General features: G+C 70.4%; 17 protein-coding genes and 5 pseudogenes. 14 read left to right on the top strand and 8 right to left on the bottom strand.

Annotation, left to right across the window (positions count from 1 at the left end; all coding sequences use genetic code 11):
* Nucleotides 1–263: 263 nt before the first annotated feature.
* From ACKUU6_RS00540 to ACKUU6_RS00520, 5 genes and pseudogenes are all read left to right on the top strand, one after another.
* Nucleotides 264–677, top strand: a pseudogene (locus ACKUU6_RS00540) (short-chain dehydrogenase); the annotation flags it as partial.
* Between the two features lie 110 nt (nucleotides 678–787).
* Nucleotides 788–1,039 carry a UBP-type zinc finger domain-containing protein gene (locus ACKUU6_RS00535; protein ID WP_407992014.1) on the top strand — a complete coding sequence of 84 codons (252 nt, stop codon included), beginning with the start codon at nucleotides 788–790 and terminating at the stop codon, nucleotides 1,037–1,039.
* Between the two features lie 124 nt (nucleotides 1,040–1,163).
* Nucleotides 1,164–2,345, top strand: coding sequence for a spore photoproduct lyase family protein (locus ACKUU6_RS00530; protein ID WP_407986337.1), 1,182 nt, complete (start codon nucleotides 1,164–1,166; stop codon nucleotides 2,343–2,345).
* 38 nt (nucleotides 2,346–2,383) lie between these two features.
* Nucleotides 2,384–3,190 (top strand): IS5 family transposase, encoded by an 807-nt coding sequence (locus tag ACKUU6_RS00525; RefSeq protein WP_407992013.1) that lies wholly within the window; start codon nucleotides 2,384–2,386, stop codon nucleotides 3,188–3,190.
* A 99-nt stretch (nucleotides 3,191–3,289) separates the two neighbouring features.
* Nucleotides 3,290–5,098, top strand: a complete 1,809-nt coding sequence (locus ACKUU6_RS00520) for a helicase-related protein (RefSeq protein WP_407986336.1) — start codon at nucleotides 3,290–3,292, stop codon at nucleotides 5,096–5,098.
* Between the two features lie 447 nt (nucleotides 5,099–5,545).
* Here ACKUU6_RS00520 and ACKUU6_RS00515 read toward each other — a convergent pair whose 3' ends face one another.
* The gene (locus tag ACKUU6_RS00515) at nucleotides 5,546–6,454 is read right to left on the bottom strand and encodes an AraC family transcriptional regulator (RefSeq protein ID WP_407986335.1); all 909 of its coding nucleotides are present in this window, start codon (nucleotides 6,452–6,454) and stop codon (nucleotides 5,546–5,548) included.
* Between the two features lie 99 nt (nucleotides 6,455–6,553).
* Here ACKUU6_RS00515 and ACKUU6_RS00510 point away from each other — a divergent pair, with 99 nt between their 5' ends.
* From ACKUU6_RS00510 to ACKUU6_RS00490, 5 genes are all read left to right on the top strand, one after another.
* Nucleotides 6,554–7,312, top strand: coding sequence for a nuclear transport factor 2 family protein (locus ACKUU6_RS00510; protein WP_407986334.1), 759 nt, complete (start codon nucleotides 6,554–6,556; stop codon nucleotides 7,310–7,312).
* Nucleotides 7,313–7,328: 16 nt separating this feature from the next.
* Entirely contained in the window at nucleotides 7,329–7,652 is a 324-nt protein-coding gene (locus ACKUU6_RS00505) for a phenolic acid decarboxylase (protein ID WP_407986333.1), read from the top strand.
* A 173-nt stretch (nucleotides 7,653–7,825) separates the two neighbouring features.
* Nucleotides 7,826–8,629: a 4,5-DOPA dioxygenase extradiol gene (ygiD, locus tag ACKUU6_RS00500; protein ID WP_407986332.1), complete on the top strand. Its 804-nt coding sequence runs from the start codon at nucleotides 7,826–7,828 to the stop codon at nucleotides 8,627–8,629.
* 8 nt (nucleotides 8,630–8,637) lie between these two features.
* The gene (locus tag ACKUU6_RS00495; protein WP_407986331.1) at nucleotides 8,638–9,594 is read left to right on the top strand and encodes a macro domain-containing protein; all 957 of its coding nucleotides are present in this window, start codon (nucleotides 8,638–8,640) and stop codon (nucleotides 9,592–9,594) included.
* Nucleotides 9,591–10,493, top strand: coding sequence for an NAD-dependent protein deacetylase of SIR2 family (locus ACKUU6_RS00490; RefSeq protein ID WP_407986330.1), 903 nt, complete (start codon nucleotides 9,591–9,593; stop codon nucleotides 10,491–10,493). The genes ACKUU6_RS00495 and ACKUU6_RS00490 overlap by 4 nt, the downstream gene beginning before the upstream one ends.
* Before the next feature lie 244 nt (nucleotides 10,494–10,737).
* Here ACKUU6_RS00490 and ACKUU6_RS00485 read toward each other — a convergent pair whose 3' ends face one another.
* Nucleotides 10,738–11,985 (bottom strand): transposase, encoded by a 1,248-nt coding sequence (locus tag ACKUU6_RS00485; protein ID WP_407986329.1) that lies wholly within the window; start codon nucleotides 11,983–11,985, stop codon nucleotides 10,738–10,740.
* A 590-nt stretch (nucleotides 11,986–12,575) separates the two neighbouring features.
* Between ACKUU6_RS00485 and ACKUU6_RS00480 the strand changes: the two genes are divergently transcribed.
* A complete protein-coding gene (locus tag ACKUU6_RS00480) occupies nucleotides 12,576–13,679 on the top strand; it encodes a hypothetical protein (RefSeq protein WP_407986328.1) in 1,104 nt (367 codons plus the stop codon).
* Between the two features lie 70 nt (nucleotides 13,680–13,749).
* On the opposite strand, the gene ACKUU6_RS00475 is transcribed toward ACKUU6_RS00480, so the two are convergent.
* Nucleotides 13,750–14,589, bottom strand: a complete 840-nt coding sequence (locus tag ACKUU6_RS00475) for an acetylxylan esterase (protein ID WP_407992012.1) — start codon at nucleotides 14,587–14,589, stop codon at nucleotides 13,750–13,752.
* A 15-nt stretch (nucleotides 14,590–14,604) separates the two neighbouring features.
* On the opposite strand from ACKUU6_RS00475, the pseudogene ACKUU6_RS00470 reads away from it, so the two are divergent.
* Nucleotides 14,605–14,820, top strand: a pseudogene (locus ACKUU6_RS00470) (transposase); the annotation flags it as partial.
* Between the two features lie 131 nt (nucleotides 14,821–14,951).
* Nucleotides 14,952–15,128 (top strand): annotated as a pseudogene (locus ACKUU6_RS00465) (IS3 family transposase); the annotation flags it as partial.
* Between the two features lie 97 nt (nucleotides 15,129–15,225).
* On the opposite strand, the pseudogene ACKUU6_RS00460 reads toward ACKUU6_RS00465, so the two are convergent.
* The 5 genes and pseudogenes from ACKUU6_RS00460 to ACKUU6_RS00440 form a co-directional block, all read right to left on the bottom strand.
* Nucleotides 15,226–15,783 (bottom strand): annotated as a pseudogene (locus ACKUU6_RS00460) (transposase family protein); the annotation flags it as partial.
* Nucleotides 15,784–15,824: 41 nt separating this feature from the next.
* Complete coding sequence (locus ACKUU6_RS00455; RefSeq protein ID WP_407986327.1) at nucleotides 15,825–16,172, bottom strand: hypothetical protein; 348 nt, start codon at nucleotides 16,170–16,172, stop codon at nucleotides 15,825–15,827.
* Nucleotides 16,173–16,621: 449 nt separating this feature from the next.
* Nucleotides 16,622–16,871: pseudogene (locus ACKUU6_RS00450) on the bottom strand (phosphoadenosine phosphosulfate reductase family protein); the annotation flags it as partial.
* 36 nt (nucleotides 16,872–16,907) lie between these two features.
* On the bottom strand, nucleotides 16,908–18,281 hold the full coding sequence (locus tag ACKUU6_RS00445; RefSeq protein ID WP_407986326.1) for a pyridoxal phosphate-dependent decarboxylase family protein: 1,374 nt from the start codon (nucleotides 18,279–18,281) through the stop codon (nucleotides 16,908–16,910).
* Nucleotides 18,282–18,291: 10 nt separating this feature from the next.
* Nucleotides 18,292–18,984, bottom strand: a complete 693-nt coding sequence (locus ACKUU6_RS00440) for a hypothetical protein (RefSeq protein WP_407986325.1) — start codon at nucleotides 18,982–18,984, stop codon at nucleotides 18,292–18,294.
* 310 nt (nucleotides 18,985–19,294) lie between these two features.
* On the opposite strand from ACKUU6_RS00440, the gene ACKUU6_RS00435 reads away from it, so the two are divergent.
* A complete protein-coding gene (locus tag ACKUU6_RS00435) occupies nucleotides 19,295–19,894 on the top strand; it encodes a hypothetical protein (protein WP_407986324.1) in 600 nt (199 codons plus the stop codon).
* The last annotated feature ends 57 nt before the right edge of the window (nucleotides 19,895–19,951 follow it).

Below are 19,951 nucleotides of genomic sequence, written 5' to 3'. Positions count from 1 at the left end.
CGCGAGGCCTCCCCGCGGTTGGGCAACATCGCATCGGGCCGTCAAGGCGGGTGCCTGCGCTGCTCCGGCCGGGTTCCGATTCCCCCCGATGAAGCCGTCGGCCTGATGCGGGCCGCGGGGCCCCCGACCGAACCACCACCGGGAAGCAGCGCGACGGCCAGCACGACGACCAGAAGCAGCGGGCCGGGCAACCAGAAGCACCGGGCCGGATGGCCAGGAGCGGCCGGCCGGGAAGCCATGGTGGAGCGCCAGTAGCGGACAACGGCGTCGAAGCGTTCGCGCACTCCCTGCAGGCCGAACTCGCCCACCGGCACGTCGGGGTCGGCATCGCCTACCTGAACTGGATCGACACCGACATGGTCCACGACGCCGACCAGCACACCGTCCTGCGGAAGCTGCGCGCGCACATGCCCCGCCTCGCCCGCAGGGTGTACCCGGCGCACACCGTGGCGGCGCGGCTGGTGAGGGCCGTCGAACGGCGCTCTCCGGCCGTCTACGTCCCCGGCTGACTGCGCGCCGTCCAGCCCGTCCGCGCCGCCCTGCCACCGCTGGTCACCCGCCTGTCCCGCACCGAAGTGCCGCGCATCGCCGCCCACCACGCCTTCCGCGCCACCGGCCTGCTCGGCGCCGGGGGCCGGGACGCCACCACCCCCGGCGGGCCGCACCGGCTGCGGTGAACCGATGCCGGTGCGGAGCGGTGCCGGGTACCGTGGGCGGTGTGAAGGACCAGCACGAATGGCGCGTCGCGGTGGACCGGGGACTTGTCGTCCAACCGGTCTGCCGGCACCTGGACGCGATCCGGGAAGTACCCGCCCACCCGGCCGCCGGTTGTGAGGACTGCCTGCGGGAGGGCAGCACCTGGGTGCACCTGCGGGCGTGCCTGAGCTGCGGACACGTCGGCTGCTGCGACAGCTCCCCCCGACAGCACGCCCACCGCCACGCTCACAGCGCCGACGGCCATCCCGTCGCCCGATCGCTCGAACCCGGCGAGGGCTGGGCCTGGTGCTACACCGACGAACTCTTCCTGCTCCCCGCGTGACCGCACGGGCGGAACCGCAGGTGAGGGCACCGGTCGGCGTCCGGCCGGGCGAGCCGCCCGACTCGTCCGCAGCGGCGCCCGCGCACGGGCCCGTCCGACCGGCGCCTTTCCGTACACTGAGGGCATGCGACAGCGCCCCGGAGGGCCGGGAGACGGGGCCGAGGGCCTGTTCGACCTGGATGAACTCGTAGCCGCCTCGGCACCGGCCGGGGAGGTGGCCGAGCGGTCGTTCCGCGACGGGGAGCAGGCGCGCAGGCTGCTCGACGTGGCCGAGATCTACGCCGAGCCCGCAGCCGCGCGCTCCTGGCGGGGGCGGCAGATCATCGCCCGCTTCCCCCGTGCACGGCTCGTCGAGACGGACTCCCACTGGCGCATCCCCGACCTGCACGGCAACGCGGGCAACGTGGAACGCTGGGTGCGGATCAAACGCGGCACCCTGGTCCTCGGCGAGCGGAAGTCCTTCGGCATCCGCCCCAACGGGCGGTCGGCCGACTGGATCGCCCCGGCCCTCTCCAACGGGTGCGCCATGGCCTGCGCGTACTGCTATGTCCCGCGTCGCAAGGGGTTCGCCAACCCGATCACCGTCTTCACCAACGCCGAGCGCGTCCTCGCCGCCGTGGAACGGCATGTCGCGGCCACCGGTCCCAAGCGCGAGCCCAACCAGTGCGACGAGCGCGCCTGGGTCTACGACATCGGGGAGAACGGCGACTGCTCGGTCGACGACCTGATCAGCGACAACACCGCCGACCTGGTCCGGGCCTTCCGCCGCCTGCCCACTGCCAAGGCCTCCTTCGCCACCAAATTCGTCAACCCCGACCTGCTGCGACTCGACCCCCGGGGCCGCACCCGCATCCGCTTCTCCGTGATGCCGCCCGACGACTCCAGGCACCTCGACATCCGCACCAGCCCGGTCCCGGAACGCCTCTCGGCGGCCGCCGACTTCCTGGACGCCGGCTACGAAGTGCACTTCAACCTCTCCCCGGTGGTCATCCGCCCGGGATGGGAACGGGACTGGGACGAACTGCTGCGCGCCATGGATGACACGCTCCCGGGCCGGGTCAAGGACCAGGCCGCCGCGGAGGTCATCATGCTCACGCACAACCGGGACCTGCACGAGGTCAACCTCGGCTGGCACCCCCGCGCCGAAGAAGTCCTGTGGCGGGAGGACCTCCAGCAACCCAAGCGTTCCGAGAACGGCAGCTGGAACGTGCGCTACCGCACCGGCGTCAAGGCGTCCGCCGTCGAGGCGCTGCGCGTGCTGATCGACGCTCGTGCCCCGTGGCTACGGGTGCGTTACGCGTTCTGAGAGGACGTTCGCGTCGCTGAAGAGCCTATCCGAGTGATCTGTCCGACGCCCGCTGGGCCCTGGTGGAGCCGATCCTGACCGCCTGGCGAGCCGAAAGGCAGAAGACCTCGCTGGGCCTCGGCGGCAAGGTCGCCGACCTGCGCGAGGTCATGAACGCGATCCTCTATGTGAACCGGACCGGGATCGCCTGGCGCTACCTGCCGCACGACCTTCCGCCCCACACCACGGTGTTCTCGCACTTCAGCGCCTGGACCGCCGACGGCACGATCGAGAAGCTCGGTATCCGGCTGCACCGCCTGGTGCGGGAGAAGGAAGGCCGGCAGCCCGAACCGACCGCCTGCGTGATCGACGCCCAGAGCGTCAAGACCGCTCCCAGCGTGCCGACTGCGACCCAGGGCATTGATGCGGGCAAGAAGATCGTCGGCCGCAAGCGCAGCATCGTCGTCGACACGCTCGGCTTCCTCCTGCTCGTCACGGTCACCGCCGCCGGCGTCTCCGACAACGACGCCGGAAAGCAGCTCCTGACCCAACTCGCCACCACCCACCCCACGATCACGAAGGCGTGGGTCGACACCGGCTACAAGACCCAGGCGATCGAGCACGGGGCGAAGCTGGGCATCGACGTCGACGTCGTCCCACGAAATGCCCAGGTCAAAGGCTTCTCGGTCGTCCCGCGGAGATGGGTCGTCGAGCGCAGCTTCGGCTGGATCATGCTGCACCGCCGACTCGCCCGCGACTACGAGACCAAACCCGAGCACTCCGAGAGCATGATCCGCCTCGCGATGATCTCGAACCTCGCGAAGCGAGCAACGGGCGAAAGCACCATAACCTGGCACAATCCATGAACTTTCCCTCAAACGAGCAGCACGTCCTCTGAGAAGTTCGAGGCGATCTGCCGCGCCGGCTCCCTGCGCACTGCCCTCGCCGAGGTCGATTGCCTGGTCGTGGACGAGATCCACTTGCTCGGCGACCCGGTCCGCGGCCCGCTCCTGGCGCGGGTGCGCGAGGACGCGGCGCGGGTGCGGATCGTCGGCCTGTCCGCCACCGTTACCAACGCCGACCAGGTCGCCGCCTGGCTCGGTGCCCGCCTCATCCGCTCACCCTGGCGCCCCACCCGCCTGACCTGGCAACTGCCCGCCATGCCACTCGAGGCGGTCGCCGCCGACTGGACCACGCGCAACTACGCCCACACCCGCCGCACCGTCGACCTCGCCCGCCACCACACCGCCGACGGCGGCAGTGTCCTGGTGGTCTGCGGCAGCAAACGCTCCGTGCGTACCACCGCTCTCGCCCTGGCCCAGGACCGCGGTGTCGATACCGCCGGCGCCGACCCGGACGACAGCGACCTCGTTGAGCGCCTGTGCACCAAGGCCGGGGTGCGCCTGCACTACCGCGACCGGCCCCACAAACGCGACGCCGAACACGCCTTCCGCACCCGCCAGGCTGACATCCTCGTCGCCACCTCCACGGTTGCCGCCGGAGTGAACCTGCCCGCCCGTGCCGTCATCGTCCGCGACACCCAGACCGGCATGAGCCGCATCGAAGTGTCCATGGTCCAGCAGACGTTCGGCCGCGCGGGGCGCATCGGCGCGGGCGAGCGTGAGGGCCACGCCTGCCTACTCACCGCTCCCAGCGACCGCCACTACTGGCAGGCCCGCCTGGCCGCCGGATACACCGTCACCTCCCGCATCCGTGACCGCCTGCCCGACCATCTCCTCGCCGAGGCCGTCCAGATGCGCATCGCCACCCTCACGCAGGCCGAGACCTGGTGGAAGAGCACCTTCGCCTTTCACCAGGGTCACCACCCCTTCGACCCCCTTCACGACGCCGCTGACTTCCTCACCGACACCGCCTACCTCACCCGCACACCCGACCCCGACGGCGCCGACGGTGGTGAGGACCGTCTGGAGGCCACCGAACTGGGCCGTCTCACCAGCCGTTTCATGGTCGACGCTGACCTCGCCTCCACCCTCGCCGACGCCACCACCCACCTGATGGTCCCCATCGACCCGGACACCGCCGAAGACACCCTCATCACCACCCTCGCCACCCGCCTGCCCACCCTCGAACAAGCCCCCTTCACCGACCGCGCCAAAGCCGAGCTCTACAACGTCCTGCGCATCCTCGGCCGACCCGGCGGAACCCACCCCGACAACCAGGACCACGAAGGGGAGGAAGAGGAGTGGCAGCCGGTCGCGGGCGACCTCGCCCGCGCCGTCCTGCTCCTGGTCGCCCGCGCGCCCCGAGCCTTCCGCGGCCGGCCCGCCTACATCCGCGGCATCCCCGCCGACTCCATGGCACCCGTCCTCGACGACGCCCAGCGCTGCCTCGCCTGGCTCGGCGCCCAAGGCTCCCTCGCCACCGTCCACCCCTGGATCGCCATCACCGCCGCCGACCTCGCCAGCCGCATCCGCTGGCGCACCCTGAACCGCTCCGGGTTTGCCCTCGCCCCTGGGCGGGGCGGGGGCCGGCTGCTGTGGATGTGCGAACAGATGGCCACCCCCGCCCACACCCACGCCCTGGTCCCCGGCATGTGGCAGGCCGCCTGCGCCCGCGGCATCGACTCACCCGACTGGCCCGGCACTACCCCACCCAGCGCCTGCCGCCTCAACCAAGCCGACTACCGCACCCTCCTGAACGCCCGCGCCACCGGCACCGCCATCACACTCCATCCCGACCACGCCCACATCAGCGCGCCGCGCGGAGCCACCGTGATCACCTGGAACGGAACCGCCACCGCCCGGCACCGCTGACGCGCCCGTCGAGGTTCCCTATCCGGCGTCCGGGTCTGTAAAAAGAACGGCTCTGTCCCGTAATCGGCCGATTACGGGACAGAGCCGTTCAATGGACAGACCACGCGTTCCCGAACCGGTGCGCCAGGCAGTCACACCTAGGAGTGGCCAAAGCGGACTCCACCCCGGTGATGCCGTACAGAAGCGGCATAAGGTCCTCCGGGGCGGCTTGTTGGCGTCGGCACTCTCCGAGCTACCGCGCGGCCCCATTTCCCATGCCCGGCGCCGACCAGGATCACCCCATCGAGCAGGGGATCTGGCCTTCAACGACGCCTGCACAAGATCGCTGACACGCCCATGACCTGCACGTCGAGGGTGGGGCGGTTCGCCGAAATGATCGACCGCGTGAGCGCGGTGGACGATTCAGGCTGCGCGAGGATGCTGCAGCCGACCGGGCCATGTCGACGGTCAGGGGCGTTGACGCGCGCGGAAGACGCCAGGGGGCAGGCCGGTCTCCCGGGTGAAGAACTTGCCGAAGTTGGTGGGTTCGGTGAAGCCGAGGCGGCGGCCGATGGTGGCGACGGGCAGGTCGGTGTGGGCCAGGAGGCGACTGGCTTCCAGGGCGACGCGCGCGTCGATGAGGGTTTTGGCGTTGCGGCCGGTGGCGGCTTGGCAGGCGCGGTTGAGGGTGGGCAGGGAGTAGCCGATCCGGGCGGCGTAGGCGGCGGCGCTGCGGGTAGTGGCGAAGGAGCGTTCGAGTTCGTGCTGGAAGCGCAGGAACGTGTCGCCTCCGGTGGTGGCGGGTCCGGGCGGGCTGCCGTCCGGGGTGGGGAGTCTGGCGATGCGGAGCACGAGTGCGGCGAGCAGGTGACGCAGGAGCTCCGCGGTGGCCGCGCTGCCTGGGTCTCGCACGGCGCTTCGGTATTCGGTGGCCAGTTCGTCCAGGGCGGCGGTGAGTGGGGTGTTCTCGTGTGGTGCGAGGTTCCGGACGGCGGGGTCGAAGGGGGTGAGCAGGGTGCGGGCGGCCTCCAGGGGCGGCAGGAAGGCGGGGGTGAACAGCACGATGGTCGCCTGGACCGGGGCGTCTGGGTGGAGGGGGCGGGGCAGGCGTAGTACCCGGCCGGGGGCCACGTGCAGCAGAGTGCCCGGTGGCGAGGAGTGATCGTGGAAATCGACCATGGTGACCGCTTCACCCGCGGTGACCACGATGATCTGATGGAAATCGGTGCGGTGTACGCCGAGAAGTGACTGCTGGGAGAGTTTCCTGGCCAGTTGCGCAATGCTGGTCACTTCGATGCCCAGCGAGGTGCGGTCTGGGTTGTGGAAGCCGTACTCGGCGAGGTGTGCGCCTGCGGCCCGATGCTCGCTTTTGACCATGATGCTTCCGGATCTTACCTCGCGCCTGTGGCGCACCTGGCCGAAGGTGGAGGTGCGACTGGCGGGGACGGCTCCGCCTCCGCATCGGAAGGGACTGTCATGGGCAACAAGGAACTGGTTCTGCAGGCCGCCGATGAGCTGTTCGGCAAGAAGGACCCCTCCGCGGTGGACCGCTGGGTCGCGGCCGGCTACCGCCAGCACAGCAGTCTGGCCGCGGACGGCCCGGAGGCGCTGCGCGACCTGGTGGCCGGTCTGCCCGACGGTTTCCGCTACGAGGGCGCCCGGGTGATCGCGGACGGCGACCTGGTCGCGCTGCACGGCACCTACCACGGCTTCGGACCGGACCCGCTGGTGGCCTTCGACCTGTTCCGCGTCGATGCCGACGGCAAGCTGGCCGAGCACTGGGACGCCCTCACCCCCGTCGTGGCGAACACCGCTTCGGGCCGCTCGCAGACCGACGGGCAGGGAGCGCCGCGTGACCTGGAGCGAACCGAGGCGAACCGGGCGCTGGTCCTGGAGTTCGCAGAGCGGGTGCTCAAGGGTGCCGACTACTCGGTGCTGACCGACTTCATCTCGACCGAGACCTACCTTCAGCACAACCCGGAGGCCGCCGACGGCCTGGACGGCTTCGGCGCCGCCGCCGCGAAGTGGGGCGAGCAGGGCAAGAACCTGGTCTACAAGACGGTGCACAAGGTCGTCGCGGAAGGCGACCTGGTGCTGCTGCAGTCCGAGGGCGAGTTCGGGGTGCCGGTGGCGTACTGGGACCTGTTCCGGGTCGCCAACGGCAAGATCGTCGAGCACTGGGACGTCATCGCGCCGGTCCCGGCCGAGCTGCCGCACTCCAACGGCCTGTTCTGAGCGGCTGGAGGACGTCGTGAGCACTCTGACCTACGCCGGGAAGAAGTTCCGGTTCACCGTGGACAACGGCACGGTGTTCCACAACACCTACGCACCCGACGGCACCGAACTGCGCTACGAGACCGTCGCCGGCCCCGGCACAGGCACGGTCGAAGACGTCGACCTGCACGCCGCCGAGGTCGCCACCGGGGTGTTCCTGGTCGGCTGGACGGAGAAGTCCGGCATGAGCATCACCCATGCCATGAACATGAACAGCAACACGGTCCACGCCTTCTGGACCTACGAGACTCCCGACGGCCGGGTCGGCGAACTGCACACCGGCACCCTCGAAGAGCTCTGAGGACAACCGACGGCGAGCGGCCGGACCGCGCCCGCGGTCCGGCCGCTCGCCGCCTGGCACCCGAAGTTCCCCGGCGCCCGTGCCCCCTTGCGCCCGCCGCCTCCGAGGCATCCTGCGGCCGACGTCCGCGATCCGACTTCTTCCCTCCGCGATCCGACTGTTGAGGAGTACCGGTGACCACCGAGCCCGGCACCATGCCCGCCGTCTTCGTCGGCCACGGCAGCCCCATGAACGCCCTGGAGTCCAACCAGTGGACTTCGGGCTGGGCGGAGCTCGCCCGATCCATGCCCCGTCCGCGCGCGATCCTGTCCGTCTCCGCCCACTGGTACGTGCCGGGCGTCCGCGTCACCGCGGCCGAGCAGCCCCGCACCATCCACGACTTCGGCGGCTTCCCGCCCGCCCTGCACCAGGTGCAGTACCCCGCGCCGGGCTCCGCCGAGCTGTGCCGCCGGGTGACCGAACTGCTCGGCCCGCAACCGGTGGCCGCCGACCAGCGGTGGGGCCTGGACCACGGCACCTGGTCCGTGCTGGTCCACATGTACCCGGGGGCCGACATCCCGGTCCTCCAGCTCTCCGTGGACGAGAACCTCACCCCGCGCGAACACTACGAACTGGCAAGACGCCTGCGCCCGCTGCGCGAGGAGGGCGTGCTGATCCTCGGCTCCGGCAACGTGGTGCACAACCTGCACACCTACGCCTGGGGCCTGACCCGCGACGAGCTCTTCGACTGGGGCGTCCGCTTCAACCAGCGGATCCGCGAAGCCGTCCCCGCCGGCCGCGTCGACGAGCTCGTCGACTACGAGCAGTGCGGTCAGGACGCCCTGTTGTCCGTGCCGACCCCCGAGCACTACCTGCCGTTCCTGTACGTCATCGCCCAGTGCCGCCACGACGAAGGCATCCAGGAGCCGGTCACCTTCCCCGTCGACGGGTACGACGGCGGCGGCGCGATCTCCATGCTCTCCGTCCGGATCGGCTGACACCCGCCATGACCCCGAACGCCCTGCGCCTGGACGCCTACCGGACCGCGATCGCCCTGGACACCCCGCCCCGGCCGCTCGCACCACCCGCGCCCGCCGAGGACCTGCCCGCCCTGACCCGCGCCGCGCTCCGGCTGCTGGCCGGCGACCCGGCCGCCCTGCGGCTCGGGCTGACCGCGAAAGACCTCGAACAGGCCGACGACACCCGCGCCCGGCTGCTGCTGCGCACCGTACTGACCGTGCGCGCCCCCGGCCCGCTGCCCGCCGGAGCCGCCAGGATTCTCGACGCCCTGCTCGGCGGCGAACGCCTGGCCCGGACGGTCACCGACCCCGCGCGACTGCCGACGCTCGCCGACCAACTGCCCACCACCGCCTACCGGGCGGCCGACCGCACCACGCTCTGGCAGGGCGACATCACCACACTCGCCGCGGACGCGATCGTCAACGCCGCCAACAGCGCGATGCTCGGCTGCTTCGTCCCCATGCACCCGTGCATCGACAACGCCATCCACAACGCCGCCGGGCCCGGACTACGCGACGACTGCCACACCGTCATGGAACTCCAGGGCCACCCGGAACCCACCGGTACCGCCAAGATCACCCGAGGTGGCCGGCTGCCCGCCCCGTACGTCCTGCACACCGTCGGCCCCATCGTCGACGGCACCTCCGGCCCGGACCACGAACAGTCACTGGCCTCCTCCTACCGCGCCTGCCTCGACCTCGCCGCCGAGACGGGCGGCATCCGCACCGTGGCGTTCTGCTCCATCAGCACCGGCGTCTTCGGCTTCCCCAAAGCACCGGCCGCCCGGATCGCACTGGACACCGCAGCCGACTGGCTCGACCAGCACCCAGGCGTCCTCGACCGCGTGATCTTCAACGTGTACGCGGACCACGACCACGCCACCTACCTGCACGCCCTGACCAGACCCGCACCCGACCCGCTCGAAGGAAACCTGTCGCGATGAACACCCACCACGTGCCAGGCTCCGACCTGGCGGTCGCCGCCCGCACCGTCCGCACCTGGCTGGACGAGGCGGACCGGGTCCTGGTCACCGCGGGATCCGGACTGAGCGCCGCCGCCGGGTACGACTACGGCAACCAAGAGCGACTGAAGGAGCTCTTCCCGGCCCTGCACCGGATGGGACTGCGCTCCCGCTACATCGTCGGCGTACACCTTCCGCCCGCCCTGTGGTGGGGCTACTGGGCCGTCCACATCGACGACATCCGCTACACCCCCGGCCCGAACCCCCTCTACCAGCGGCTGCGGGCACTGGTCTCGGACAAGGAGCACTGGGTGATGACGTCCAACGTCGACACCCTGTTCGCCCGCAACGGCTTCGACCCGCAGCGGATCTTCACCCCGCAGGGCGACTACGGCCGCTACCAGTGCACCAGCCCCTGCCTGCGCACCACCTGGGACAGCCACCCGCTGGTGGAGCGGCTGCTCGCCGCGTACGACCCCGCCACCGGTGCGATCACCGACCCCGCCGCCCTGCCACGCTGCCCCAACTGCGGCGAGGACGTGGAGATCAACGTGCGGATCGGGCCGCAGTTCGTCGACGAGCCCTACCTCCCGGCCGGCAACCGCCTCCAGGAGTGGCTGAACAGCGCCGACAACGGCACCCGGCTGCTGATCCTGGAGTTCGGAGCCGGATTCAACACCCCCGGCGTCATCCGGACACCCGGCGAACACCTCACCCGGCACCTCCCCGGCGCCCGCCTCGTCCGCGTCAACCCCAGCCACTCGCAGATCCCCGCCGACCTCCGCGACCAGGCCCTGCCCGTCCCCTTCAGCACCGACCGCGTACTCGACGCACTCGACGGATGCGGGCCGAACGCCGTAGGGGCCCCCTCGGCGAGGTAGCCCAGACGCCGAACAGGACTTGGCTCCAGGGCTTCGCCGATCTCGTCGTCCGCGACGAACGCCAGCGGCCAACCCATGCCGGGCCGCTCTCCGGTCTTGCCCACCCGCGCCCGAAACCGCGGACCGCATTCGAGGGCGCCGCGATGTATCGCCGTCATCGGCGACTTGCTAGAGGTGGACGACGACCAGGTCGCCGCCGAGCCTGCCAGGAGCGCCGAATGAGGAACCCGCAAGAGGGTCACGGCTACGCTCGCACCCATCTACGACCAGGACATGTCGACCGGTGAACCGCGCCACGATCAGCGGTGCGGCGGTGGGTGAGGAGGTCGGGTAGGGGACCGCCGTGCCAGCCCTGGCTGACCTGGCCGCGGGGGCAGGTGACTTGTCGGCGGTCGAAGTCGATGTGGAAGTCGTCCCGGTCGAAGCCCTCGTTGCGGTGGTGCTGGCTGGTGGGGTTGCCCGGCAGCGGCCCGCTGACGGTGACCTGGTGTTCGCGGGCAGCTCGTTCCAGGTGGACCAGGGAGGTGTACCCGCCGTCGACCAGGTGCTCGGCGGGCAGCAGCCCACGGCGCGCCAGACGGGTGTGGATGCCGGGCAGGGCCTGGCCGTCGTTGGTAGCGGCCGAGGTGGTTGCCACGTCCGTGATCACGTTGACACTGCCGGCGGCGCACGTCTCGGTGAGGTGGGCGGCGAACCCTTTCCAGCGGATGATGTGCCCGTGACGGACGTAGCGCGCCGTGATGTCGTAGGGAGAGACGATCGCGGCCGAGGAGGGCGGCAGCCCGCCGTCATCAGTGGTTCGCCAGCGCAGGCGGCCTGCCCCGTCGCGGTAGTAGTTCTGCACGATGATCCGCCGCAGTGCCTCGGCCGCTGGCCCGGGCCGGTAGCCGGGACCGTGCCGGTAGAGGTGTCCCAGAAGCCGATCGGCGTCGTCGCCTGCGGCGAGGATCCGGGTCTTGGGCCGGGTGGGGTTCTTACCCAGACGCACCGGACGGCCGTAGCGGCGCCCCCAGTCCTCGTCGACCAAGCCGGTCAACAAGTGCGAAGCGGTGCGGGCGACTTCCTCCAGCGCGGCACGGACCGCCTCGGTGATCAGTTCCAGGCGGGTCAGGTCGCGCACCGCGGCCAGGATATGGGTGGAGTCGGTGCGCTGCGTGGTGCGCTCGCTTACGAGTCCGGCTTCTTTCAAGCGCGCGAGCGCCAGGTCGAGGAGGCGGTCGGCGCGGTCGTCGTGCGTGAGGCGCTCTCGGAAGTCGGTGAGCACGCTGTGGTGGAAACCGGGATCGTCCAGCTCCATGGCCAGGGCGTATTTGAAGTCGATGCGGCAGCGGACCGCTTCCGCCGCCTGACGGTCCGACAGGCCGAGCAGGAACTGCAGCACGCACACGGTGGCCAACTGGGCCGGTGAAAGACCGGGTCGGCCATCGCGCGGATACCAGCCCGCGAAGTCCTCGTCGCACCACAGCCCGTCCAACCGGTCCCGTACCCACATCGCGGTCGTACCACCCGGGTTGCCCGCCCGCGCGACCTTCGCGGTCAGAGTGGGGACTTGCTCACCGGAACGGGGGCGGAGCGACAACTGACACCTCGACAACTGCATCGGTCTTCGATCAGCCACGAGCATGCCCGCTGGCCAGGCGGGCACACCGGGAAACTCCAAGATCCCCGACAGAGTCAAGCTTAGCCCCGCGTCCGCGAGGCATGGCAGCGAAAGCCCCGGGCACGGTCGGTTGTGGATCATCCCGATAGGCGGGCCATGGCCGCGCCCGGTACCCGGTGCCCGTGGTCTCACCTCTGTCGGCCCGCAGTAGTCCGGCCTCTGGTGTTCCTTACAACGGACGTTTCCGCGGGCCCAAGCCTGAGGGCCGGCCCGCGCACTTTCGGCGATCACTTCTCCCCCTCCCCGAAACCGGCCGAACTCGACCGCACGTAAGCCGAGGCGTGTCGGCACGAGTCGGTGATCGTTGTCCCTCACGAGCGTCCGGAGCAGGACGTGCGGGTCCCTCTGGGCGGTCCGCGCGATCCGCCGACTTGAACGGGCGGCCGACGGTGCATCGTTGATCTGCAGGCATGGGGCAGCACATGACCACACGAAGGGCCTTCCTCGGCTCCGCCGCCGCGGCCGGTGCCGTGAAGCTTCTCGGCACCGGCCGACCGTCGGCCGACCGGGTAGGCCGGCGCGATTCCCCCGTGAACGGGCAGCAGGCGCGTGCGGCGCTCATCCAGGTCGACACGGACACGCAGAAGCACTACGACGCGCTGCGGGTCGGGGTGGCGGCGCACCTGTCGCCGGTCATCGTGGTCTACAACGACTACGCGGGCGGTCTCTTCACGCTCGTGCACGACGGGGCGCGGATCTCTGAGCACCCGGTTTCGGAAGTATTCGAGCTGGCGAAGTCGGTCGCGCATGCGCCGTTGGGGATCTTTTCGATCCTGGCTCCCTGTCTGGACAGCTGGGTCCCGAATCTGCCCAACGCCGATCACCTGGATGCGCACGACCTGCGGACGGTCGCGTTCGAGGGACCGCGGTCGACCGAGTGGATCACGCCGCTCAAGGCGTTCGGGGACACGCTCTCGGCTGCTCGCCGCGCGGTCGGGTCCGCGGATCTCGCCCCCGATCTGGAGGCGTCGTGCAGGAGGATCCTCGATGCGGCGCTCCGGTTCATCGACCGGAGCACGGCGGCGGGTTCGTTCGACATGAAGTCGTTCGAGGACTTCTCGGGCAGCCTGTACGAGGACATCGGTACCACCATGGACTGGGCGGCGAGGGTCCAGATCGAAGGTGTCAAGGACATCATGACGCGGTGGCGGGCGAGGGTCGGGGAGAAGGACTGGGCGGACCTCTACATCGTCGTCATGTCGATCTGGACGACCTCCGCACTCAACCAGAACAGCATCATCCTCAGGCAGTACCTGAACGCGGCCAAGGTGGACAGCCACCTGATCGACCTGATGATGGCTCAGTTCCCGGCCGACCCGGTGGCGGTGGCCCTGGACAACCTGGCGCGGATCGTGCAGGACAACGTCGCGGCCGAGATGGTCTTTCCGCTGGACCGGAAGCTCGCGGACGCGCTGAAGGGCCAGGAGGACCTGCTGGCCCCCGCGATCCAGAAACAGCTTGCCTGCCCGTTCCAGAGCAAGCAGAAAGCCGCGAAGGCGGCTGCCCGTGGGGCGTTGCCGATGTGACGGTTCGTCGCCGAGCCGCGGGAACCGGTCCGGCGCTGGCAGGGGCCGGCCGGGTCGGTGCCTGCGTCCGCTACGTCACGGACGCCGCGAAGGCGAGCGTTGCGGGGATGTGGTGCCCGCCGCCGCCCTCGTGCCCGTTGTAGGTGTAGGCGCTGATCTCCTTCGGGCCGAGGTAGTGGTTGTAGGAGGCGAAGACGGTCTCTGGCGGGCACACCTCGTCCATCAGCGCGACCGAGTACAGCGCCGGGGCGGTGGCGCGGGCGGCGAAGTTGAGGCCGTCGAAGTACGACAGGGTGCCGAAGACGGTTTCCACCTTGTCGCGGTGGACCTTGCAGAAGTCGGCGATCTCCTTGTAGGGGAACTCGTCGGTGATCTCGGTGGCGCGGCGGATGTGTTGCAGGAACGGGACGTCCGCGATGACGCCGGCCAGGTCCGGTACCAGGCCCGCGACGGCCAGGGCGAGGCCGCCGCCCTGGCTGCCACCGGCCACCACGACGCGGGCCGGGTCGATGCCGGGATGCGTGCGCACGGCGTCGACCGCGCGAACCGCGTCGGTGTAGAGCCTCCGGTAGTAGTACGAGGCCGGGTCGAGGACGCCGCGGGTCATTGACCCGGGATGGGCCGGACCCGCGCCGGGCGCCTCGTCGGATGTGTCGCCGACGGACCACCCGCCGCCCTGCCCGTGGGTGTCCATGATCAGGTGGGCGTAGCCCGCGCTGGCCCACAGGAGATGGTCGTGGGGCAGTCCCCGCCCGCCGCCGTACCCGACGTAGGTGACGATCGCCGGCAGCGGGCCCTCGGCGCCGCGCGGGCGTACCAGCCAGCCTCTGATCGCCTGCCCCGCGAAGCCGGGAAAGCTGAAGCTTCCCCCTGGACTTGGACACCTGGAGACTGGGACGTGAGGTTCCAGAGGAAGTAGAGCCAGGTGAGCAACGAGCAGGGCAAGCGGTACTCAGAGGAGTTCAAGCGGGACGCCGTGGCGTTGGCCCGGTCCTCCAGCAAGACGGTCACCGAGGTGGCCCGGGACCTGGGGGTGAGTCCCGAGGGCCTGCGGAGCTGGGTCAAGCAGGACAAGGCTGACCGCGGTGAAGGCAATCCGGGCGAGCTGACCAGCGCCGAGCACGAGGAGCTGCGTCGCCTGCGCCGGCAGAACCTCGAACAGCAGAAGACGATTGAGGTCCTGAAAAAAGAGCGACCGGTGATCGAGGTCTACCGGTTCACGCGGCGGAGAAGGCCACCTACCCGGTCACGTTGTTGTGCCGCATCCTCGGCGTGCCCCGCTCCTCCTTCTATGCCTGGGTCGACGGGCAGGAGGCGCGACGCGCGCGCCTTCGGGCCGATGACGCGCTCGCCCATGAGATCACGGTGGTCCACCTCGCCTCCAGGGGCGCCTATGGTGTGCCACGCGTGCATGCCGAGCTGCGGCGGCTGGGCCACGGGGTGAACCACAAGCGGGTCGAGCGGCTGATGCGTGAACGCGGCATCGCCGGGATCACCCGACGCCGGCGCCACTCGCTGACCCGCCCGGACAAGCAGGCCCGCCCCGCACCAGGCCGGTGCTTGGGTATCCGCCGTCGGCGATCGTCGTGGTTCGGCCGACGGCGGCCTTTGCCCCGGGCTCGGCCCAGGCCTTGCAGTCGTTTCGGTTGCCGGGCACGGGACGCCCGACGGCGACGACCAGCCGGGTGTCGGCGTCGACGACGACCTGGTGATTGGTGGAGTAGCGGTAGTTCTTGGACTTCTCGGCGATGCTGTGATCGCGGGTGGGGACCAGCGTGCCGTCCACGATGAGCACGGTGTCCTTCCGGAACCGCTGCCGTTGCTTGAGTGCGAGCAGGGGTCCGAGGTGGCCGACGACACGGTCTGCTGCCGACTTCGAGAGCCCGAACAGTGGCGCAAGCTGCCGCAGTGTCAGGTTCGTGCGCCAGTAGGCCGCGACAAGGAGCGCGCGGTCCTCCAGGGGCAGCGACCAGGGTCGTCCCGGGTGCACTGCGTCGGCACCCTCGCGCCGCAACATCGTGATCAGCTTGCCGAACGCACCTGGGCTCAGCCTCGTGAACGGGCCTATCCAGGACGGCGCTGACGCCGTGATCACACCAGGCACGCCAAGATCATCCCACTGGCGCGGCGGCGGAGCGGGGCTGTTCAGAATCCCGGGATGAAGTCGGGGTTGATCCCGAGCGCGGTGACTCTATCGCGCACTTCTTCGATGAAATCGACGAGTTCCGGGAGGAGGCTCTCCCAGGTCACTGGGGGGATCGGAGCGTCTGCGGCGAAGACGGAGCCAACCTGCCAGCCTTCATCGCTCGCCGTGATCCGAACTGCTCCGAGCACGTCGTACGTCATCGAGTCGAACGTGAAGTTCCCTCGCTCGCCATCCGGGAGACGGAGCCAGAGCGAAAGGGCGCGGGCCAGTTCCGCCACCGGGAACCTCTCCTCGTTCCACAGCGTGCGGCTCCCGTCGCTGATGGCCAGGTCCGCTTCGATGTCCACGAGCAGCACCGCGACGGGGGCGGAGCTCGCGGTGAGTCCACGACGACGCAGATCCGGCGCGCCGAAGTTCCGACAGGCGAACTTCAGTGCTTGATCACCTCGTGCAGAGCCCAACGGCTCATCGCATGGACGGAACATCTCAATCTAGACAACCCTAGCCGGAGCGCCCGGCCCAGCCGGGCGCACGCCACGTATTACGGGACTGAACCGCCCCGGGTTCGGTAGAGATCCCGATTACGGGCCAGAGCCGTTGATCAGACACTCCTCGTGCAGACGCCGGGCGGTGGGGGAGCCGGGGTGAAGACAGGTCAGGTCAGCGGTGCTCCCAGCTCATCGGGCGGTAGGAAGGCGTGCGCGCCGCCTTCTCTGGCGTTCCGGCCCGACGCGGGCAGCGACTCTCCGGACCGGAGTGCCAGGGTGAGTTGGGTGCGCGAGCGGACGCCCATCTTGCGGTAGGCGATGACCTCGGGGAAGTTGTGGCCGGTGTCCACGTGCAGCAGCGAGAACGGGATGGCCGCCGGCGCTCGCCTTCAGCGCCAGGTGCAGCATCACGATGGAGTCCTTGCTGCCGGAGAACAGGATCACCGGCCGCTCGAACCCACCTGCCACCTCGCGGAAGATGTGCACCGACTCCGCCTCCAGGGCGTCCAAGTGCGAGAGCGCGAACGGTGGCTCGGTCTCGCCGGGGCCGGTCTCCAGCGGGCTGTCCGCCACGGTGGCGAACCTGATGCGCCGTCACGCCCCTCTTTCGGCCCTCGCTTCCGCTTCCAGGCGGCCGTGCAGGTGGTCGAGGTACGTCTCGCTCTCGGGCTTCATCAGGACGCTGCGCAGGATGCGCGCCTCCGGACGGTCTGTGGCGAGCCCCGAGCCGCGCTTGCCGAACGCTGCCGCCGAGATCCGCGACAGACTGACGAACAGCGGATCCGGGGCCGTCGAACAGCGGTCGGCCACGGCCTCGGAGGCGCGGTCGACGGCGGTCATCGTGAGGGCTGCCGTCTTCGGGAAGTAGGTGACGATGTCGAGTTCGGGCCGCTGGAAGAGGGAAAACTCCTCCGAGTCGGTCAGGAGCCCGGCCCACCGTACGGCGGCTCGGCGGCCGGCCGCCAGGATCGAGCCCAGGCCCGAGGCCGTCAGGGGGATGACCTGCAGGGTCAGCCACAGGGCCGCCGCGGCGGCGCCCGGGCGTGAGCACTCCAGGCTGATCTCGCCGAGGTGGGGCCTGCTCGAGGTGTAGTAGGTGTAGGGGGAGTCGTGCCGGTAGAACCGGGTGACGTCCGGGTCGGCGAACAGGACGGCCCCGCAGCCGTAGGGCTGGAGCCCGTGCTTGTGCGGGTCCACCACCACCGAGTCGCACCGGCTGATCGCCCGCCAGGGGGCCGGATCGCCGAGCGGCCGGGTCGGGTCGTCGGCCAGGAGGCGGAAAAAGCCGCCGTAGGCGGCGTCGACGTGGACCCGGACTCCGGCTTCCCGGGCGAGGTCGGCGATGCTGTGGACGGGGTCGACCGCGCCGGTTCCGGTGGTACCGGCGGTCGCGACGACGGTCCCGATTCGGCCGGTGGCGAGGAGACTGCGCAGTTCCGACACGTCCATGCGGCCGTGTCCGTCGGCCGGGACGAGGTGCACCGGAACGCCCAGCAGGTGGCACATGCGGGCATGGGTGTAGTGCGCCTCCTCGCTGACCGCGATGCCGAGCCCCGGGTGGGATTCCCGGGCGACGAAGAGGGCTTCGAGGTTGGCCATGCTGCCGCCCCCGGTCAGGTGTCCCAGCGGTGTGCCGAAGCCCACCATGCCGGCCAGTTGGTCGATGACCTCCTCCTCGAGCCCGGTGGTGGCGGGCCCGCCGTCCAGCGCGTGGTTGTTGGGATTGACGAGCATTGCCGCGAGCTGCCCGACCACGGCGACCGGGTGGGGAGGTTTGATCATCTGTCCGGCGTAGCGGGGGTGGAAGAACGGGTAGCAGCCGCCCAGCGCCTTCGCGAGGCGCTGGAAGGCGTCCTCCATCCGTTCCTCGTCGACGGTGGTGGCCGGGTGGTGCACAGGCCCGCCGTGCTGCTCGGTCCAGGACCGGTGCTCGTCGACTGCGCGAAGGAGCCATGATGAGAGGTCCATGGGTTGCCTTTCAGGCCGGTGGTCGTGGTGGTCGGCTCCCGGCGGCCGAGCAGTGCCTGGCTTGGTGGAGCCGATCGAGGACCAGGAGGGAGTCGTCGCCGCCGAGGAGGGAAGGCCGACGGCCGACGAATCGGGCGCAGACGCCGTGGTGGGCGGCAGCGGTTTCGTCGAGGGCGTCGAGCAGGGTGCGTCGAGCGGGGCAGTCGGCGCGGCAGGAGAGAGCGTGGTGGTTGCCCCACAGGCCGAGCTCGGTGACCAGGGCACGGTGGTCGGCCGACCAGAGGCCGGAGAAGCCCTCGACCGGCAGGTTCGGGGGCATCATCGCCGGCCGGACGGTGCGGTGGTAGGCGGCCTGGTCGAAGGTCGCGGTCAGTGTCATGGCTGCGGCTCCGGCCCGGAGGGCGTGCGCGGCGGCTTCCGCGCCGGCGCGGCGGCAGCCGTCGGCCCGTGCCTGCCGCAGGGCTACCACGGTGAGCTGGTTGAGGGCGAAGAAGAGCCGGTGCCCGGCTTTCCACCTCTCCAGGGGCCCGGCGTGCGCCGGCCACCCCGAGCCCGGCTCGGCAGTGAGGCACAGGCCCGCCAGGCGGGCCGCCCGGGCGAACGCGGTGCGCTGGTCCGTACCGGCGCAGGCGTAGCCGGCGGACAGGGTCGCCTTCAGGGAGTGGGCGAGGTGCAAGGCCGGGTGACCCGAGGAACGGGTCACCGCGAAGAACTCGTCGTAGCAGCTCTCCCGAGGACTAGGGCGTGGGGTGGGCGGCCCGGGGCTCGGCCTCCTGCGGCTGGTCCCCGCTGCCCGTACCTCCATGAGGGATCGCGGAAGGTGGTCCGGATGCGGGAGGTGGAGGGCGGGAGCGGGCGTGGTCATGGATGCCATCCAATGACGGCTAGCAACGGAGCGCGCGCCGGATGAGCCGAACAGGAGAACTCCGGAGCTTCGGGTTGCGGCGTATGCGCACTTTGCTTAGCTGACAGTGGCCAAGGACAACTCTTCGCAATCGCTCTGGAGTGCCGCCATGACGCTTTCCCGTCGCTGTCCGACTGCTCTCGCCGCCCCGGTGGCCGCCCTGCTCTGGCCCGCCGCGGCCATGGCCCATGTCCCCGGTCCGGTGACCGGGGTACGGTCCTTGACGGCCGTCACCTGCGTCATCGGCGGATCCGGAAGCTTTGCGAACTCCGCCAACACCGCGCAGGGCATCACCAACCTGAGCCCGCGCAGCGTGGACGTCACCGCGTCGGCCTCCGGCTCGTGCCTGGACCTGCGGACCGACAAGTCCGCCACCGGCGGTCACGGCATCGTCAGCAGGGCGGTGAACATCACCGGCCATCTGGACGGCGCCACCTGCGTCCTCGCCTCCGGCCACTACGAGGCGACGGCGACCTGGACCCTCGACGACAGTTCCACCGTCACCAGCACCAACTCCATCGACATCGCGGCCGGCAACTTCCTGGAGAACGTCCCCGGCCTGGGAGCGGTGGGCACCGGGCTCTTCTCCGGCGCCACGGTCGAGAACAACACCGTCCTGACCAACGCCCTCGCGAACACCACGGCGTGCACCACCACCACCGGCCTCAAGAACTACACCTTCGTCACGCAGGTCAACGTGGTGCAGTAACCCCGCCACCCGCCGGTGCGTAGGAGGCCTCCGAACGGACCGCTCCGCACCGGCACG

Origin of the sequence: Kitasatospora sp. CMC57, assembly GCF_045866025.2 — a bacterium.
In the GTDB taxonomy this organism is placed as follows: domain Bacteria; phylum Actinomycetota; class Actinomycetes; order Streptomycetales; family Streptomycetaceae; genus Kitasatospora.
This window is presented reverse-complemented; position numbering and strand designations above follow the sequence as displayed.

Excerpts from the sequence above, each read along its gene's own strand:
- ACKUU6_RS00530 (WP_407986337.1), top strand. The coding sequence starts at position 1,164 with ATGCGACAGCGCCCCGGAGGGCCGGGAGACGGGGCCGAGGGCCTGTTC.
- ACKUU6_RS00515 (WP_407986335.1), bottom strand. The coding sequence starts at position 6,454 with ATGGTCAAAAGCGAGCATCGGGCCGCAGGCGCACACCTCGCCGAGTAC.
- ACKUU6_RS00510 (WP_407986334.1), top strand. The coding sequence starts at position 6,554 with ATGGGCAACAAGGAACTGGTTCTGCAGGCCGCCGATGAGCTGTTCGGC.
- ACKUU6_RS00495 (WP_407986331.1), top strand. The coding sequence starts at position 8,638 with ATGACCCCGAACGCCCTGCGCCTGGACGCCTACCGGACCGCGATCGCC.
- ACKUU6_RS00490 (WP_407986330.1), top strand. The coding sequence starts at position 9,591 with ATGAACACCCACCACGTGCCAGGCTCCGACCTGGCGGTCGCCGCCCGC.
- ACKUU6_RS00485 (WP_407986329.1), bottom strand. The coding sequence starts at position 11,985 with ATGTGGGTACGGGACCGGTTGGACGGGCTGTGGTGCGACGAGGACTTC.
- ACKUU6_RS00480 (WP_407986328.1), top strand. The coding sequence starts at position 12,576 with ATGACCACACGAAGGGCCTTCCTCGGCTCCGCCGCCGCGGCCGGTGCC.
- ACKUU6_RS00445 (WP_407986326.1), bottom strand. The coding sequence starts at position 18,281 with ATGGACCTCTCATCATGGCTCCTTCGCGCAGTCGACGAGCACCGGTCC.
- ACKUU6_RS00435 (WP_407986324.1), top strand. The coding sequence starts at position 19,295 with ATGACGCTTTCCCGTCGCTGTCCGACTGCTCTCGCCGCCCCGGTGGCC.